The sequence below is a fragment of the Candidatus Scalindua japonica genome (assembly GCF_002443295.1).
Taxonomy (GTDB): Bacteria; Planctomycetota; Brocadiia; order Brocadiales; family Scalinduaceae; genus Scalindua; species Scalindua japonica.
This window is the reverse complement of record NZ_BAOS01000017.1, coordinates 162,183-178,783: the sequence shown is the minus strand read 5'-3', so window position 1 is coordinate 178,783 and position 16,601 is coordinate 162,183. Positions and strand designations below refer to the sequence as shown.

The 16,601-nt window shown below is 41.9% G+C and carries 14 protein-coding genes; 7 read left to right on the top strand and 7 right to left on the bottom strand.

Annotated features, from left to right (window positions below; translation table 11 throughout):
* Positions 1-16: 16 nt before the first annotated feature.
* Positions 17-2,257 (top strand): ATP-dependent helicase, encoded by a 2,241-nt coding sequence (locus tag SCALIN_RS10825; protein WP_096894514.1) that lies wholly within the window; start codon positions 17-19, stop codon positions 2,255-2,257.
* Between the two features lie 34 nt (positions 2,258-2,291).
* On the top strand, positions 2,292-3,461 hold the full coding sequence (locus SCALIN_RS10820) for a cysteine desulfurase family protein (protein WP_096894513.1): 1,170 nt from the start codon (positions 2,292-2,294) through the stop codon (positions 3,459-3,461).
* Between the two features lie 282 nt (positions 3,462-3,743).
* On the opposite strand, the gene SCALIN_RS10815 is transcribed toward SCALIN_RS10820, so the two are convergent.
* From SCALIN_RS10815 to SCALIN_RS22175, 3 genes are all read right to left on the bottom strand, one after another.
* On the bottom strand, positions 3,744-4,406 hold the full coding sequence (locus SCALIN_RS10815) for an ATP-binding protein (RefSeq protein ID WP_162532264.1): 663 nt from the start codon (positions 4,404-4,406) through the stop codon (positions 3,744-3,746).
* Between the two features lie 130 nt (positions 4,407-4,536).
* Positions 4,537-4,731, bottom strand: coding sequence for a hypothetical protein (locus SCALIN_RS21685; protein ID WP_133111837.1), 195 nt, complete (start codon positions 4,729-4,731; stop codon positions 4,537-4,539).
* 22 nt (positions 4,732-4,753) lie between these two features.
* Positions 4,754-4,897 carry a hypothetical protein gene (locus SCALIN_RS22175; protein ID WP_162532263.1) on the bottom strand — a complete coding sequence of 48 codons (144 nt, stop codon included), beginning with the start codon at positions 4,895-4,897 and terminating at the stop codon, positions 4,754-4,756.
* A 707-nt stretch (positions 4,898-5,604) separates the two neighbouring features.
* On the opposite strand from SCALIN_RS22175, the gene SCALIN_RS10805 reads away from it, so the two are divergent.
* The 5 genes from SCALIN_RS10805 to SCALIN_RS10785 all read left to right on the top strand — a co-directional run bounded on the left by SCALIN_RS10805 (position 5,605) and on the right by SCALIN_RS10785 (position 14,316).
* Positions 5,605-5,847, top strand: coding sequence for a DUF6868 family protein (locus SCALIN_RS10805; RefSeq protein ID WP_096894510.1), 243 nt, complete (start codon positions 5,605-5,607; stop codon positions 5,845-5,847).
* Positions 5,848-5,932: 85 nt separating this feature from the next.
* Positions 5,933-8,182 (top strand): heavy metal translocating P-type ATPase, encoded by a 2,250-nt coding sequence (locus tag SCALIN_RS10800; protein WP_096894509.1) that lies wholly within the window; start codon positions 5,933-5,935, stop codon positions 8,180-8,182.
* Positions 8,183-8,266: 84 nt separating this feature from the next.
* Entirely contained in the window at positions 8,267-11,380 is a 3,114-nt protein-coding gene (locus SCALIN_RS10795) for an SUMF1/EgtB/PvdO family nonheme iron enzyme (protein ID WP_096894508.1), read from the top strand.
* A gap of 385 nt (positions 11,381-11,765) precedes the next feature.
* Positions 11,766-13,091 carry a TolC family protein gene (locus SCALIN_RS10790; protein WP_096894507.1) on the top strand — a complete coding sequence of 442 codons (1,326 nt, stop codon included), beginning with the start codon at positions 11,766-11,768 and terminating at the stop codon, positions 13,089-13,091.
* A gap of 271 nt (positions 13,092-13,362) precedes the next feature.
* The gene (locus tag SCALIN_RS10785) at positions 13,363-14,316 is read left to right on the top strand and encodes a carbohydrate kinase family protein (RefSeq protein WP_096894506.1); all 954 of its coding nucleotides are present in this window, start codon (positions 13,363-13,365) and stop codon (positions 14,314-14,316) included.
* A gap of 250 nt (positions 14,317-14,566) precedes the next feature.
* Here SCALIN_RS10785 and SCALIN_RS10780 read toward each other — a convergent pair whose 3' ends face one another.
* The 4 genes from SCALIN_RS10780 to SCALIN_RS10765 all read right to left on the bottom strand — a co-directional run bounded on the left by SCALIN_RS10780 (position 14,567) and on the right by SCALIN_RS10765 (position 16,458).
* Positions 14,567-14,956 (bottom strand): AMP-binding protein, encoded by a 390-nt coding sequence (locus SCALIN_RS10780; protein WP_230406601.1) that lies wholly within the window; start codon positions 14,954-14,956, stop codon positions 14,567-14,569.
* 16 nt (positions 14,957-14,972) lie between these two features.
* A complete protein-coding gene (locus SCALIN_RS10775) occupies positions 14,973-15,302 on the bottom strand; it encodes a 1-acyl-sn-glycerol-3-phosphate acyltransferase (RefSeq protein ID WP_096894504.1) in 330 nt (109 codons plus the stop codon).
* A 150-nt stretch (positions 15,303-15,452) separates the two neighbouring features.
* Positions 15,453-15,722 carry a hypothetical protein gene (locus SCALIN_RS10770; protein WP_096894503.1) on the bottom strand — a complete coding sequence of 90 codons (270 nt, stop codon included), beginning with the start codon at positions 15,720-15,722 and terminating at the stop codon, positions 15,453-15,455.
* A gap of 4 nt (positions 15,723-15,726) precedes the next feature.
* Positions 15,727-16,458, bottom strand: a complete 732-nt coding sequence (locus SCALIN_RS10765) for an esterase/lipase family protein (protein ID WP_203415434.1) — start codon at positions 16,456-16,458, stop codon at positions 15,727-15,729.
* Positions 16,459-16,601: the final 143 nt, after the last annotated feature.

Genomic DNA, 16,601 nt, shown 5'->3' with positions numbered 1-16,601 from the left:
TACCGTTTAAATAAAAATGAGTAATATGAACATCCTGGACAACGTAACTGAAGCCCAAAAAGAAGCAATAACCCATATAGAAGGCCCATTGCTCGTGATTGCCGGGGCTGGTAGCGGTAAAACAAGGGTAATTACCCGCAGGGTCGGATACCTTGTTGAAAAGGGAACTCCTCCGGCAAATATTCTGTCAATAACTTTCACTAATAAAGCCGCTAATGAGATGAAAGAGCGGTTGGGTGAATTTCTTGATCTCAGAGGAATGTGGATCTCTACATTTCACTCCATGTGTTCCAGGATATTACGTAGTGAGATTGAGCATCTGGACTTTACAAAAAATTTCAGTATTTACGATTCCGGAGACCAGATTAAGTGCATAAAGGACGCCATGAATGAACTGAACCTGGATACTACTAACTGGCGGCCGAGTGCGGTTGCGGCATCTATTAGTAACGCAAAGAATGAGTTACTGTCATCTGAAAAATTTGCGGAGTATAAATCAGGTTATTACAATGACGTTGTTTCAAAGGTATACACCAAATATCAGCAATATCTTGAGGCAAATAATGCGTTGGATTTTGACGATCTGCTTTTCAAGGTTGTACATATATTTAATAATTTTCCAGAAGTGTTGGAGAAATATCAGGAGAAATTCAGGTATATACTTATTGATGAGTATCAGGACACAAATCACGCGCAATACGCAATTACTCAACTTCTGGCACAAAAGTATGAAAATATATGTGCTACCGGAGACCCTGATCAATCTATTTATGGCTGGCGCGGTGCCAACATACGGAACATACTGAATTTTGAAAAGGACTATCCTGATACAAAGACAGTCAAACTGGAACAAAACTACCGCTCAACGAAGAACATTCTTCATGTTGCTTCAGAAATAATTAATAATAATCTCTCAAGGAAGCCGAAATTACTCTGGACGGAAAACAGCAAAGGGAGCAAGGTCAGGATTATTCATTGTGAGGATGAGAATGGTGAAGCGAAGGAAATTGCTGAAAAAATTTCTGAATTTATTCAGGGTGGAAACAGACACTCTGATATAGCGGTATTCTATCGTACAAACGCACAGTCACGTGTGTTGGAAGCTTGTATGCTACGGGCTGGAATACCTTACTCAATTGTTGGTAGTGTTGAATTCTTCAAAAGAAAAGAGATTAAAGATCTCCTTTCTTACCTCAAACTCTGCGCCAACCCGGATGATGATCTCTCTTTTGAAAGAGTTGTAAATGTCCCCGCAAGAGGTATTGGTCCAACGACTATAAAGCGATTAAAAGAGTGGGCGGTATCGCATAATACCAATATGTCAGAGGCGATTTCCAGAGTCCGTGAAATTCCGGAAATCAAGGCGAAAAGTTCCAAATCAGTAAATAACTTCCGGAATATTGTTGCTGAATTACGTAAGTCACCGGTTTATCCGGTAATGGAGTTTGTAAAACAGGTTATTCAGAAAATTAGATACGTAGATTATATGGTGCAATCTTATGAAGGTGATAGCGAAGAGAGATTGGAGAATATTGAGGAACTGGTGAACGCTGCCAGTGAGTATGATGTTTCAAACCCGGAAGGTTCGCTACAGGGTTTTTTAGAGGAGGTGGCATTAATTTCTGATATTGACAAATGGGACGATACAATAGATACCGTTACTCTGATGACGTTGCATGCTGCAAAAGGCCTGGAATTTCCCGTTGTTTTCATCACAGGCCTGGAGGAAGGTTTATTGCCCCATTCGCAATCAAAGGATTCGGATGATGATATTGAAGAAGAGCGTCGTTTGTGCTATGTGGGCATTACAAGGGCGCAAAGGGACCTGTTTCTGTCCCATACCAGATATCGGGCAAAATACGGTCAGCGTTCCGCCTGTATACCATCAAGATTTTTAAGTGAGATACCTTTTGATGTTGTTGAGGAGATAGATAAAACAGACTATAATTCCTACAATGGTAAACTGCGTACCGAATATACAAAGAGAGGCAGAGAATCGGCAGGGGAGGATGACTATCAATATGATGCGGGAGAGGGTGGGTATGATGAGTTGCCGGAATTCCAGATTGATGAACCGCGAGATAGTATTGAATTGGTTTCAGGAGATATTGTAAAGCACGCAATTTTTGGCCGTGGCAGAGTTGTAAAGATAGCTCCCTCTTCAGACACAGTACATGTTGATTTCAATAATGTCGGCATGAAAAAGCTGGCGCTGGAATACGCGAATTTAGAAAAGATAGAAGGATACTGTCGGTAATAACTATAAATATAAATATAAAGGAGCAGAAAAAATGGATAAAATATACCTTGATCATGCGTCATGTACGCCAATTCATCCATTAGTTGCTGATGCAATGGTAGATTCTATAAAAAACTGTTATGGCAACCCTTCAAACCTGCATTATTTCGGGCAGATTGCGGGAAAAGCAGTTATGACCGCAAGGGGAGAAGTGGCGTCACTCATAGGAGCAAAAGCTGAAGAGATAATATTTACATCAAGTGGAAGTGAAGCAAATAATTTTGCTATTAGAGGTCTTGCAACGGCAAACAAGAAGAAGGGGAAACACATAATTACCTCCAGTATAGAACATTTCTCAATTCTTAATCCACTGAAAAAATTGAAAAAAATGGATTTTGAAATTACACATGTACCTGTCGATAAATATGGTATGGTAGATCCGGATGAGATTTCAAGGGCAATTACGCCCGAGACTGCTCTCGTTTCAATAATGCATGCAAATAGTGAAATAGGTACTATTCAGCCAATTGAAGAAATCGGAAAAATCGTTAAGGAGAAAGGTATAACCTTTCATGTTGATGCCGTGGCGTCAGCAGGTAATATACCGGTAGACGTTAACACAATGATGGCTGATGCCATAAGCCTGTCCGGCAGCCAGTTTTATGGCCCACCAGGGGCAGGCGCGCTATACCTGAGGGAGAAAACAAGAATCGTGCCTTTTATAGAAGGAGGTGTGCAGGAAGGGGGGCGTCGTGCCGGTACGGAGAATATACCCGGAATAGTGGGTATGGGGAAAGCTGCGGAATTGGCAAAGAGAGAGATGGATGTGCGTAATGCGAAAATAAAGCCATTGCGTGATAGACTACTAAACGGCTTGATGGATTCCGTAGATTATATCTATCTTAACGGTCACCCTGAAAAACGATTACCAAACAATATAAATATCAGTGTAGAATATGTTGAAGGAGAGTCTATACTTCTGTTCTTAGACAGGAAGGGAATAGCGGTCTCTTCAGGTTCGGCGTGTACCTCCAGATCACTGAAATCATCACATGTGTTGAGCGCAATCGGGGTAGAAGACGCGGTAGCCCAGGGTTCGATACTCTTCAGCCTGGGGATAGATAATACAGAAGCACATATTGAATATGTACTGGAAACAGTCCCTCCTATTATAAAAAGGTTGAGAGAGATGTCTCCACTATATGAGGATAGTCAGGCATGATTCTTGCTCTTTATTAAGCGTATTATAAGACGAATGCGTAATTTGTTTCGCAACTAATGGGTAAGGTCTGACAATACGTATTCTGGTGGGGAGACGTAGATAGGCATTACCCATTTGACAATACAGTTAATGAGAGTCCATCTGTTTATTTCCCATTTTCAGTTATTTTTTGATTCAACATTTTTCCTCTGCCATACAATCCCCACAAATAATCCTGTTGTTACACATTACTTCCTTATTAAAATTACAAATACTCAATTGTATCACGTATCACGAGGCTTCTCAATCATCTGTTCCTGTTATTACATCGCATAATATTTTGTTAAGTTCCCAGACTTCATATGGTTTTTTCACAATACTCATGAAACCGTATTTTCTGAATTTAGAGGTTATTTGGTCTTCTGAATACCCGCTTAATACAATTGCTTTTACTTGCGGATCAAATTCAATCAGCTTCTTTATTGTTTCCTTGCCTCCCATGCCGCCACGTATTGTCAAATCCAGAATGACAGCATTAAAGGGGGTCCCTGATCCTTTGGCTTCTTTGTACATATTAATCGCTTCTTTACCTTCCCTGGCGAGCTTAACTTCATATCCAATGTTCATGAGTAACTTACCTGTTACATCTCTGAGGGCATCATCATCGTCCATAAGTAATATTTTTCCGTTACCAACTATCGTGTATTCTGCTTCTTTGTCTTTTGTCACTCTTTTTTCCTTTAAGGCAGGAAGATATATTTGGAAGGTCGTTCCTGCACCTACCTCTGATTCTGCACTGATATATCCGCCGTGGTTTCTGATTATAAAATAACAGGATGCAAGTCCAAGGCCGCTTCCCCTCTTCTTTGTCGAAAAAAATGGATCAAATATCTTTTGCATTACTTCTTTGGATATCCCTTCGCCTTGATCTTCAAGCGTTATCTTGACGTAATCTCCTGATTTCAAGGTTGAAATATCCTGATTGCCTATAGTCATGTTTTCAGCAAACAGTCTCGTTCGCGTGCTTCCGTTTTGTAATATCGCTTACGATTATCCTGCATTGATGGTCATTTGGATTTAATACTATTTCTGTTTCTCATTGCATGTGAAATTGGGCATCGTCCTTTTTCAACATCTTTAATTCACCGCCTTCCCGGTTTTTTGTTTTTAAAACCTGCCGGTGATGATGATAGAATATGTCCTGGACATTCCCTTCAATAAATCTTGACAACTGTTTTTTGATTAATAAACTTCGTTCCATATTTACCATTAAAGCAAATGTTAAATTCACTTTGATAATCAATCCTTTTTCACTAATGGTTAAAAATATCTGAATATCTGCTTCTTAATTCTTCAAGAGTCTTTTGTGATTTTTTGAGATCTTCATGCCGCATTTCCAGTTCTATCTGGTGAGCCTGCAGTTCATGTGCTAATCTGCGGACGTCTGCATCAGACATTTTCTCAATTGGTGTTGTTTGAGAGATGAGTTTTTCTTCTGCCCTTTTGCGTAGTGTAGAAGCTTTATTTTTTTTGCATCTTCTTTTTTCATCTTGAAAGTCCTGCCAGGTCGGGTTTCCATACCCGAAGATAACTATTCTAAATGTGATTTTTCAAATATTCAAGGGTTTTATTGAACTCCTTCTTTGCCTGGTTCTGATCAGGGCATTCTTTTATCATGCCTGTCGCATGCATTTGCCCCTATTTATAATTGCAGAAAAGGAGTTATACGCATAAAACTCTGTCTTATTCTTACTGATACAAGGCAAAACAAGTATCTTGTCAATCAAAGAACCTTCTCCTGTTTCTCTGAAGATTTTTAATCCTTTATGAGAGTCTTTGTATAAACTTTCTGGTGAAATTGTTTTGTGCAGGTATTTATTAATCATCTCATCTTTTGCCAGGTCGTATTGTAGTCTAATGGCTTCAGTGGATTCCAGTAAGCATGGCACTCACGGTAATTAGATGGAAAAAACAATAGTATTTTGTCTTTTGTCTTGCAAAGCACTTTCACTCTTTTATAATGACAGAAAGTAGCTATTATTACAAATCACGTTTATTCAGCACTGTCATTTACTACAATTTATATCTACAAAACGATAGTTTTATTTGTAAAAAAACAGGATTCTTCATATAGATTTCTTTTCTTTATCAAAAAGGGGGAAAAATGACGATTGAAACTGTTCGTTCCTTTCTAGGGTGGTGTTCCGTAATAAACATGGGATTACTGCTTTACTGGTTTCTGTTTATTATATTTGCTCACGATTGGGTGTGTCGGGTACATGGTAAATGGTTCAACATACCGGCTGATAAATTTGATGCTATTCACTATGCGGGGATAATGTACTTTAAACTTGCCATATTTGTGTTTAACATAATACCATATTTTGCTTTGTGCATTGTTGGCTGACGATATTTATTCATAACTGCACGTGTTACACATAGGTGGTAGTTGCTTATGCGGAGCATTAACCGTTCAATATTACGGATTACCCATGTCAAAACGAGAAAACATTACTATAGAAATATCAGGAATGTCCTGCGCCTCGTGTGCGCAGAGGATAGAGGCCGCTATTGGTAACGCGGAAGGGGTAAATGAATCTGTAGTTAACTTTGCCACAAAGAGGGCTACGGTTACGGGCAGTGTTACTGCTGAAGAGATCCATAAAATTATTGAGGGACTGGGTTATAACGTAGTCAAGGGAGAAGCTCCCTCCCTATCCGAAGAAGAGATTGCTCAATCCGAGTGGAAAAAGTTTTTGATCTCAGCAATACTAAGCGTACCGGTCTTCATAATCAGCATGTTTATGCTTCATTTCAGATTCTCAGACATCTGCCAATTCGTTTTAACAACTACTGTAATTTTCTGGCCGGGCATCGGTTTTTTCAAAAACGCGCTGAAACAGATCAAGCACTGGTCGTTAGGGATGGACTCCCTGATTGCATTGGGATCAGGCGCTGCTTATGGTTTCAGTGTAATAACTCTTTTAAATCGAGGAAGCGCTCTCTATTTTGAATCTGCTTCAATAATAATTACATTGGTCCTGCTCGGCAGGTTTTTCGAATCAAAGGCAAAAGGCAAGGCCGGTGAGGCGATCAGGAAGCTGATGGACCTGCAGCCGAAGTCGGCAAGAGTGGTGCGGGATGGTACAACAATAGAGGTTCCGGTAATTGAAGTAGAGGTAGGAGAATCGCTTATAATAAGGCCCGGTGAGAAGGTCCCGGTCGACGGGGTAATAACAGAAGGAAGCACTTCCATTGACGAATCGATGTTGACAGGAGAAAGTATGCCGGTAAAAAAAATGGAAGATGACGAGGTATTTGGTGGTACGGTAAATACAACCGGTCTCATTTATATGAAGGCTGAGAACATCGGGGCAGATACGGTACTGGCCCATATAGCAAAACTGGTAGAGGACGCCCAGGGATCGAGGGCCCCTGTTCAACGGTTGGCGGACAAAGTATCAGGGGTATTTGTGCAGATCGTTGTTTCCATCGCATTGTTGACCCTTAGTGTATGGCTGCTGACAGGCAATCCATTCAGCGAGGCAATTATTCCCGCAGTCGCGGTACTGGTGATCGCATGCCCATGCGCGTTGGGTCTCGCCACACCTACAGCAGTCATGGTGGGTACCGGCAGGGCAGCCGGGGCTGGAATACTGATCAAAGACGCGACGAGCCTCGAACTTGCACACAAGATCAATACACTTGTATTGGATAAAACAGGTACAATAACTGAAGGAAGACCAAGGGTCACGGACATGTATCATAAAATGAGTGGTGAAGAAGAGGCAACAGAAATATTTAATGAAAAGACGAGAGACTTTTTACGCATAATAGGAAGCTGTGAACAACATTCAGAACATCCCATTGGGAAGGCAATAGTAAACTATGTCAGGGCGCTGGATGTAGAGATAGACGAAGTAAAAGATTTCAAGACAGTTACCGGTATGGGTATATGGGTTAATTATAACTGGTCTACTGTATTAATCGGCAGTGAAAGACTGATGAGAGAAAACCGTATAGATATTTCAGGCTTAAAACAGAAGGCTGAAGATATCAAAAGTGAGGGCAAGAGTGTTGCTTTTGTAGCCATTGAAAATGAGATAAAAGCCGTCATTGGTATTGGAGATGTAGTCAGAGAAACGTCGGAAAACGCTATTCAAAGAGTCAAGGATATGGGCATTGAAACTGTTATGCTTACCGGTGATAATGAGATAGTTGCGGAAGCGATTGGGAAAAAGATGAACATAAAAACTGTTCACGCAAATCTCAAACCCTCGGACAAATGTGATGAGATAAAGAGGCTTCAACAAGAGGGCAATGTCGTTGGAATGATAGGGGACGGAATAAATGACGCACCTGCCCTCGCCACTGCGGATGTCAGTTTCGCAATCGGAACAGCTACCGAAATAGCGATGGAGGCCGCAAATATCACCCTCGTTAAGGGTGATATTACAAAGGCGTGGGAAGCTTTGAAGCTGAGCAGGCAGACAATGAAGATAATCAAACAGAACCTTTTCTGGGCTTTCGGCTATAACGTCCTTGCAATCCCTCTCGCCGCATGCGGTTTCCTTAATCCCATGATCGCGGCGGGAGCCATGGCGTTCAGTTCGGTGTCCGTGGTTACTAACTCACTGAGATTGAGAAGGTTTAAATCAGGGAGTGAAAAAAATAACGTGAACACATTTTCCTCTCTTTTGAGAGGGGTCCAGTTTTGGACTCCTCTCGAAAGAGAAGATTAACTTGTTCTCACGCTCCCGCCACATTGCCAGTCGGGCAAGCTGTGTGGGAACGAAATTTTACAAAAAAACACGGAGGTACCAGACATGCCATTCTCAATCCAATCATGGAAGGGAAATCTTAAAAAGCGTTTCGAAGGCTGGAGTGGAAGGATGAAAGAGTCCGGGGTAAAGTCCATCTACGCGTTTGTCTCCGCCTCCGCACTCCTGCCGGTAATACAGGCAGTAAATGGTGGTGATCTGGCCCCAATAATGGAACTTGGCAAGCTCGTTTCTGGTCTGGGTACCAGCCTTCTCGCAAACAGGCTCCAGGGCTGGAAAGACGAAGCTGACGCGGCAAAAAAGATTGAATCTGAAATCGAGAACAATCAAGACCTGCGCAAGGAGCTGGATGAACTCCTTCAAAAGCTCGATGCTGTAACATATGCCGAAAAATCCCTTCGTGAAGATGACAGAAAATGGTTTGAAGAGACATTGCGGAAAGAACTGGACCGAATGGGTAATCTACAGAGTTTTGAAAATGTTTTTATTAAAGCTGACGCAGTATTCATACAGCCCTCTGACAGCCTTGACCCGATAGCCCTCCGCAACGTGTATCTTAACCACCTTTTCCAACAGTGCCGGCAACTCTCCCTTGCCGGAGTTGATCCCAAAGCGGTAATCGATGAGAAGGAAGCCCAACTCAAACTTGACGCAGTGTATACTGCGCTCATTACCTTAACTCCTGAAGAACACGAAAATCTGCTTAAGGAGAAATCTCCAGAAAGAGAGGGCCGCCGACAATCAGTGATGGAGCAACTTGATCTACACAATAGACTGGTTATTCTTGGAGATCCCGGCAGTGGGAAAAGTACATTTGTGAATTTCGCGGCCCTCTGTTTTAGCGGTGAATTTCTCGGTGATGAAAAGATTAATCTTGAGATGCTGAGATCTCCGCTACCGGAAGAGGATGAAGAGAAAAGAAAACCCCAACCATGGAATCATGGAGCATTGATGCCTGTCCGGATAATTTTACGTGATTTCGCGGCCCGTGGACTGCCACCGGTCGGAGAAAAAGCCACTTCTGATCATATATGGCAGTTTGTCGAATCGGAACTCGCATTAAAAGAGTATGCCGCCTATCTGAAAAAGGAGCTGATTGAAAAAGGCGGATTAGTTTTCTTTGACGGTCTGGACGAAGTACCGGAGGCAGACAAACGACGAACACAGATAAGGCAGTCCGTTGAGGATTTTGCTGATACGTTCCACCGGTGCCGTATAATCGTTACCAGCCGTACATACGCCTATCAGAAGCAGGACTGGCGTTTGTCTGAATTTTCGGAAACTGTGCTCGCCCCATTCAGTCGAGCACAGATTAACAACTTTATTGATCACTGGTATATCCACACTGCTAATATAAGAGGCACAAACAGAGTAGATGCGCAGGGGAAGGCGGAAAAACTCAAACGCACGATCTCCGGAAACAACCGCCTGTATGCCCTTGCCGAGCGGCCTCTGCTCCTGACCCTTATGGCCAGTTTGAACGCATGGCGCGGCGGCAGCCTCCCGGAAAAACGCGAAGTGCTATATGCCGATACCGTAGACCTGCTACTTGAGTGGTGGGTGGCCCCCAAGACAGTTCGCAAATCGGATGGCACGATCAAGGTATTACAACCCAGCATTGCAGAATTCTTGAAAATAGACAAGGACAAGGTACGCAATTTACTCAACGAGCTTGCTTTTACAGTGCATAAATGCCAACCTGAAGTGATGGGGACTGCTGATATTTCAGAAAAAGATCTGGTAAGCGGTTTAATAGATTTGAGTAATAACCCTGAAGTCAAACCCGCGAGGCTGATAGAATTTCTCGTTGACCGTGCAGGGATTCTCTTACCTCGTGGTATTAAGGTCTATACATTTCCACATCGCACTTTCCAGGAGTATCTCTCAGCCTGCTATCTTACAGATACCGACTTCCCGGATCAAATAGCCGAACTGGTCAGGAAAGAACCAAATCGCTGGCGTGAGGTAGCTCTGCTTGCCTGTGCCAAAGCTGCCCGCGGAACAAGTTCGATAATCTGGACATTCGTAGATGCGATGTGCTATTGCGAACCGGAAGATATAAGCAAAAAAACTGAAGATATCTGGGGCGCGCACATTGCCGCTGAAGCTCTAGCTGAAAGTACAAATCTTACTAAATTGAGTGAACCAAACCGCAAAAAGTTGGAAAAAGTAAGACTTTATCTACGGGAGATCATCTCTATAAACGCGTTTCCTCCCGGTGAGAGAACAACTGCCGGTGTCAACCTGGCACGTATAGGCGATGCGCGAAAAGAGGTAATATCTCTAGATGAAATGCCTTTTTGCCTGGTCCCGAAAGGAGATTTTCAGATGGGTGAAAAAGAGGGTTTGCACCGGAATGATACTCTTTCTCATGATTTCTGGATCTCTCAATATCCTGTTACACAATCACAATTTCAGAAATTTATAGATGATAGTGGATACAAAAAAGAAGAGTATTGGAAAGAGGCAAAGGATGTTAAAATATGGCAGGATGGAAAAGTAAAGGGAAGGTGGGATGATACATTCAGAGAAGGGCCATATCAATTCAGTATTCCGTTTTCCCTGCCTGATCATCCGGTTGTCGGAGTGACGTGGTATGAGTCTCTGGCATTTACACGATGGTTGAATGAGGTATGGAAAAATCAGGGTATTCTCCCTGGCGACCTCATAGTAAAGCTACCAACCGAGGCTGAGTGGGAGAAGGCAATACGTGGTGGTCTGGAGATACCTATAAAAAAGTTCATGAAACCTGTTAACGATATGAATAAAATTGGTGTTCCTACGCTTGAAGCCAACACTGATCCGGAACGCATCTATCCATGGGGAAATGAACCTGACACGAATTGCGCGAATTACTCCGACACAGGCATCGGCTCTACCAGTGCGGCAGGTTGCTTTTCCACAGGAGTAACTCCTTATGGCTGCGAGGAGATGAGCGGGAATGTGTGGGAATGGACACGAAGTATTTATAAGGAGTATCCATATGTTCCGGATGATGGAAGAGAAAACCTGAATGAATCTAAAGATAGTTACCGAGTTATTCGTGGCGGTTGTTTCAACAATATCAGCGGGTTCGTGCGTTGCGCTTACCGTGGCGGGGACAATCCAGATGACGGGGACGACGTTATTGGGTTTCGTCTTGTGTTTTCCCCATTTTAACTCTGATCTCTGAAGCCTCTTTACTCTGTATCTCTGCTTCTCTCTATTTTTTTAATGGAAGGCGGTAGCCTTCCGCAGAGAAATATTATTACCGCTAAGGAATGCAGGAAAATCAGGAAAAAAGAATTTGATATTGCGTGGAAACAAGTGAACAAGTAAAGCGTGGGAAAGAGTCTCGGCGTCTTTTGTCCGGGGAAGAGAGGAAAAAACTATCTGGCATTTTACTTTGTAAAATGAGAATATATAGACGGTCCAATTGATGTTTTGTAAGGTTTGTAGGGTTTCCATGAAGAGATTTTTCAGTCGTTCCTCCTTCAGAATGACATGTTGGCGAGAGAAGTCTTCCCGTAGAGCACTGATTAATTCAAAATAAAAGAGGTTATCAATGAATTCTGGAATTATTAAAAATAGATTCTTTTCTTTCTTTATGTCTTTATCAGCCCTGTTACTCTTTATTGCAATGTTCACAAACATTGTAACGGCGGAGGAGAACACCAACGTCTTAAAAATCAGATGGGTAATAGATGAAGCGTTAAGGGCAAACCCTGAACTTCAGGCGGCAAAGCTGAGATGGAGCGCGTCAACAGAGAAGATAGTACAGGAGAAGGCGCTGGACGATCCTGTAATAGGATTTACCTATTTTGGCGAACAGGTACAGACCCGTGTGGGTGAAAAGCAGGCGGGGGTAACGGCATCACAGAAGATACCTTTCTTCGGAAAACTCAGATTGAAGGGAGAGGTGGCGAGGAGTGAAGCGAAAGTATCCGGAGGAAGATATAGAACACTTGAAAGAGAGATTGTAGCAAAAGCTAAATCCGCGTTTTATGAATTATACTGGGCATATAAATCGATCAGCATAAACGAGGAGAGCAGAGACCTTTTAAAGAGGTTTGTCAAGATTGCGGAGGTAAAATATGCCACCGGTAAATCGACACAACAGGACGTCTTAAAAGCGCAGGTAGAGCTTTCCGGAATGATAAACGAACTGATATCCCTGGAGCAGCTTAAAGAGACTGCTGTAGCAAGAATAAATACTTTATTAAACCGCCACCCCGACTCACCACTTGGTACTCCCGAGGAAGTGGATATTGAGCAACTCACCGTTTCTCTCAAAGATCTGTACGAAAAAGCTAAAGAGGTCAGTCCTGATCTCAGTATTCTTAAATATAAAATTGAGAGAGACAAGGCGGCTTACAAACTCGCAAAAAAACAGTACTACCCTGACTTTACATTTGGTCTTAATTATACATTTATCAATGATATGCCATCGAGTGTATTTTTATCACCGATTGGAGAGAGCAGGGACTCGTATACAGGGACCTTGAGCATGAACGTACCCATATTTCAGAAAAGGAAACATGACGCGGGTGTAAGAGAGGCGAATGCGAGGTTGAAGTCCAGTAAAATGGCTTACAAAAACAGGGAGAATATGACACTTTTCGAGGTGAAAGATCTTCACTTTAAAGTACAGACCGCGGAGAGGCTCGTAAAGCTATACCGGGACAGTATTATACCGCAGGCAATACAGTCTATGAAAGCGGCGGAGAGTGGATACCAGGCTGGCCAGGTAGGCTTTCTGGACCTTATTGACAGCCAGAGAGTCCTGCTTGATTTTAATCACGCATTCTACCGGGCTTTAGCTGATTTTGGTATTAATGTAGCGGGGTTAGAAAGGGTTGTCGGTGTTGAGTTGTCAATAGAAGCAGAGTAGGTCCCACTATTTTATTCCTGTAACGTAGCGCCCGTTTCCCCCGTCCGAACGGTTTCATCCGGGCGGGCAAACGCGCTTTTATAACGTTCGTAAAACAAATGGTCATTCCGGGAAAGTCCGTTTAGGGAAACGGACCCTACAGACAGCGGTTGTTTCATTGATGAGGAAATGCCCGTTTAGGCAACGGGCGCTACATAATTAATATTTCTAGATTTTTAAAAGACAATTCGTTATTATGTCTGGATAAATTTTTTTATTATTAGGAGAAGAGATGAATACTATTGTTTCCGGATCACTGGCTTATGACAGGATTATGGACTTTCCCGGCAAGTTTTCCGATCACATACTTCCGGATAAGGTGCATGTCCTTAATGTCTGTTTTATGATAAATGAATTAAAGGAGAACTTTGGAGGCACTGCCGGGAATATCGCGTACGCGCTTTCTCTGCAAGGTGAAAGCCCGACAATAGTAGCAACTGCCGGTCGTGATTTCGAGTCTTATAGAGAGTGGTTTAATAAGAACAGTATTTCTACGGATAATATCAAGGTTGTCGAAGAAGAGCTTACAGCAGGTGCTTATATTACTACAGATCTGTCAGACAATCAGATAACGGCATTTAATCCAGGTGCAATGAAATTCTGTGCCAGTTATGATTTTCAATCAGCGGACCACAGTAACACTGTTGCCATTGTTTCACCGGGAAATCTGGATGACATGTTTAATTTTTCCAATATATATAAACAGAAAAAAGTAGATTATATTTTTGACCCGGGGCAATCTCTACCGGCATGGACTAAAGAAAAACTTATAGAGATGATGGACGGGTCCAAGATTTTTATCTGTAATGATTATGAGCTGCAGTTGACCCAGGAGAAAACTTCCATGACGATAGAAGATATTCTGGAGAAGACGGAGATACTGGTACAGACAAAAAGCGAACACGGTTCGACCGTAATAATGAAAGAGCATGGTCAAACTAAGAATATTGATATTCCTGCTGCCGATGTTAATTCTGTTAAAGATCCCACAGGGGCCGGAGATGCTTACAGGGCCGGTTTAATAAAAGGGTTCTTTTTGTCAGACAGTGATATTGTTCATGCGGCAAGAATAGGCTCAGTCAGTGCCGCTTATTGTGTAGAGGTTTATGGTCCGCAAAACTATAATTACACTCCTGACTCTTTTAACAAACGGTTTGAAGATGCTTTTGGTGAGAAGGCATTTTAAGATCACAGCTAATTACGAATTTGTAGGATTGATCAAGCAAGGCAGACCTGTCAAGCTTTTGGAAAATCAGTGTTAAATCTGCTTTGCTTGACCCAACCTGCAGTATACATTACATTTCACAAAAGATTGTGACCGCATCCCATAGAGAGAACTATTCCTCCTTTTTCATCTATCTGACAGGGATACAAGATGATAATTTTCAGACAAAACAACAAAACATGAAATTATCGATTTACACGTTACGGAACAATTACATCACAAGTAGAGACGGCAGTAACTGAAACATGGGGACAACCCCCATAATAATATCATTTTTCCTCAGTGTATGAAAAACCTGATATAAATCCTCGATATTGGAATTGATATTCTTATGGGACAACATTACACCCTTGGGTTCTCCTGTACTTCCACTGGAAAACATTACGGTAGCAAGGCTTTCAATCCGGATATCGTTAAAATAGAGCTTTCTGAACAGGATTCCTGGAAGCAGCATAAAAGAGACGAGAGAAAGCAGCCTGTCAAAAAACCTTACTTCCTGCCTTAGATCTTCAACCCAGACCATTTCGTCTCGGGCTTTAATATTTGCTTTTTCTACAAATTCTTTTGATGAATAAATATGTTTGATCCCACATTTCTGAATTGATTCAGATACAGATTCAGCGGATACCGTAAAGTTCAGATTTACCGGGCATTTTCCTCCGCATCATAAAGCGTATAAACCTCTGAGTACACGCAAACACAAGGCTGCCATCATTATAAGAAACATGGTTGCAGACAATCAGCGCTCCACCATCCTCAGGAATATTTTCTCTACTAATGACCCTGATTCTGTAAAACGTATGTGTGATGATATATGAGACAAACCTTAAAAGAAACTCCGGGAGGAGTTTGCAAATGTACGCAATTACAAAAAAAGAGAGTAACTCGAAAATAACAAATATCAGCGCGGGGCTGCATTTCAATACATTGGCAAAAAGCCAAAGCATTGCTGACGACAGAAGTATGCTGCAAAACGCGATGAAATTGTTTGTATCTAATATTCGTCCCTTTCCGTCCCCATCAGAAACGGCACTATCATCATGGCATATATATTTCCAAAACAGAAAGCCAATGTTCCGATGCCCATTACGACAACCTCAGCAACCTTCACTCAGAACATGATAACATTTTTTACTAAACCTGTCTGCCAGGAACCCGGCATAAGATGAAAAAAGGATAAATGGCAGTACCACCATCACGCCAGCCAGGGCGATATATTGACTTCCTCCACCAGCTTTATCAGCAAAGCTGTTTACCGCTATCAGTGAGATAACCAGTTTAAACGCGTTATCATTAAAAGCGCCCAGAAATTGAGTTGTCAACAGTGCCCTGAAGCCATTCGATTTAAATGATGATGTTTTCTCCATTTTCTTACCTTTCAAAAAAACCGTGTTTCAAGAAATATTTAACCTGATTAATTACCAGGGTATTTTTCATGATAAAGGCGTGGCTACTTTCAACGACTAAGAAGTCAGACATTTCCTGCAATTTTGCATTTTCGACAGATACTTTGCCATCATCCGGTCCCGGTATCAAGGGTGAAAACCATGGGTCCAGGGTCTTGTTTCCGGTAATAATCCCGATACGTGCATCAGTAGTCCTCATTGATCCTGGCAAACTGTCAGGTCCTGTTCCCAGCTGTTGTCCCGCTGGTCCCATAATTAATTTGTACAGATATCTGTCTTTAAGAAAATCGGCCACTTCACTTCCTTTGTTGGGAGGGCTTAGCATTACAATTTTTCCAAGATTTTCAATTTTATGGTCCTGGAGGTAATACCTGACCATTATGCCACCCAGAGAGTGTGTGACAAAATGAATTGTTTTCGCTTCTGCTTTATTACAAAATGACAGACCCTTTTGAATATGTTCTACCGCCAGCTTTTCAATTCTTTCCGACCTTGACGGGTATGAGTTGTTCCAGACAATGTAGTTGGCTTTAACCAAAGATCTCTCTAGTCGCTTCATTGAATTTTTCGTTCTTCCCAGACCATGGAGAATAATAACGCATTCTCTATTTGTTTCAGCACAGGGGTGAATTGGGATTGTATTTTGTATTGAAAAAACCATGATCATGGTAATTATTATTACTTTAATCTGTTTCATTAAAATAAGTTAGCTGAAATAATATTTAAGGATACTCTTTTCTTTCTTACTTTTATAGGCATATGATGTGCCAAAGGTGTGCTGTTTTGATAAAGCTATGGTTTATAAAATTTTATGTGTTTTCAGGTAAAATGTACAAAAAG

What these genes read in the sequence shown, in the direction of transcription:
- SCALIN_RS10805 (WP_096894510.1), top strand. Translation starts at nt 5,605, where the DNA reads ATGACGATTGAAACTGTTCGTTCCTTTCTAGGGTGGTGTTCCGTAATA.
- SCALIN_RS10825 (WP_096894514.1), top strand. Translation starts at nt 17, where the DNA reads ATGAGTAATATGAACATCCTGGACAACGTAACTGAAGCCCAAAAAGAA.
- SCALIN_RS10800 (WP_096894509.1), top strand. Translation starts at nt 5,933, where the DNA reads ATGTCAAAACGAGAAAACATTACTATAGAAATATCAGGAATGTCCTGC.
- SCALIN_RS10790 (WP_096894507.1), top strand. Translation starts at nt 11,766, where the DNA reads ATGAATTCTGGAATTATTAAAAATAGATTCTTTTCTTTCTTTATGTCT.
- SCALIN_RS10795 (WP_096894508.1), top strand. Translation starts at nt 8,267, where the DNA reads ATGCCATTCTCAATCCAATCATGGAAGGGAAATCTTAAAAAGCGTTTC.
- SCALIN_RS10820 (WP_096894513.1), top strand. Translation starts at nt 2,292, where the DNA reads ATGGATAAAATATACCTTGATCATGCGTCATGTACGCCAATTCATCCA.
- SCALIN_RS10770 (WP_096894503.1), bottom strand. Translation starts at nt 15,722, where the DNA reads ATGGAGAAAACATCATCATTTAAATCGAATGGCTTCAGGGCACTGTTG.
- SCALIN_RS22175 (WP_162532263.1), bottom strand. Translation starts at nt 4,897, where the DNA reads ATGTCTGATGCAGACGTCCGCAGATTAGCACATGAACTGCAGGCTCAC.
- SCALIN_RS10785 (WP_096894506.1), top strand. Translation starts at nt 13,363, where the DNA reads ATGAATACTATTGTTTCCGGATCACTGGCTTATGACAGGATTATGGAC.
- SCALIN_RS10765 (WP_203415434.1), bottom strand. Translation starts at nt 16,458, where the DNA reads ATGAAACAGATTAAAGTAATAATAATTACCATGATCATGGTTTTTTCA.
- SCALIN_RS10775 (WP_096894504.1), bottom strand. Translation starts at nt 15,302, where the DNA reads ATGCTTTGGCTTTTTGCCAATGTATTGAAATGCAGCCCCGCGCTGATA.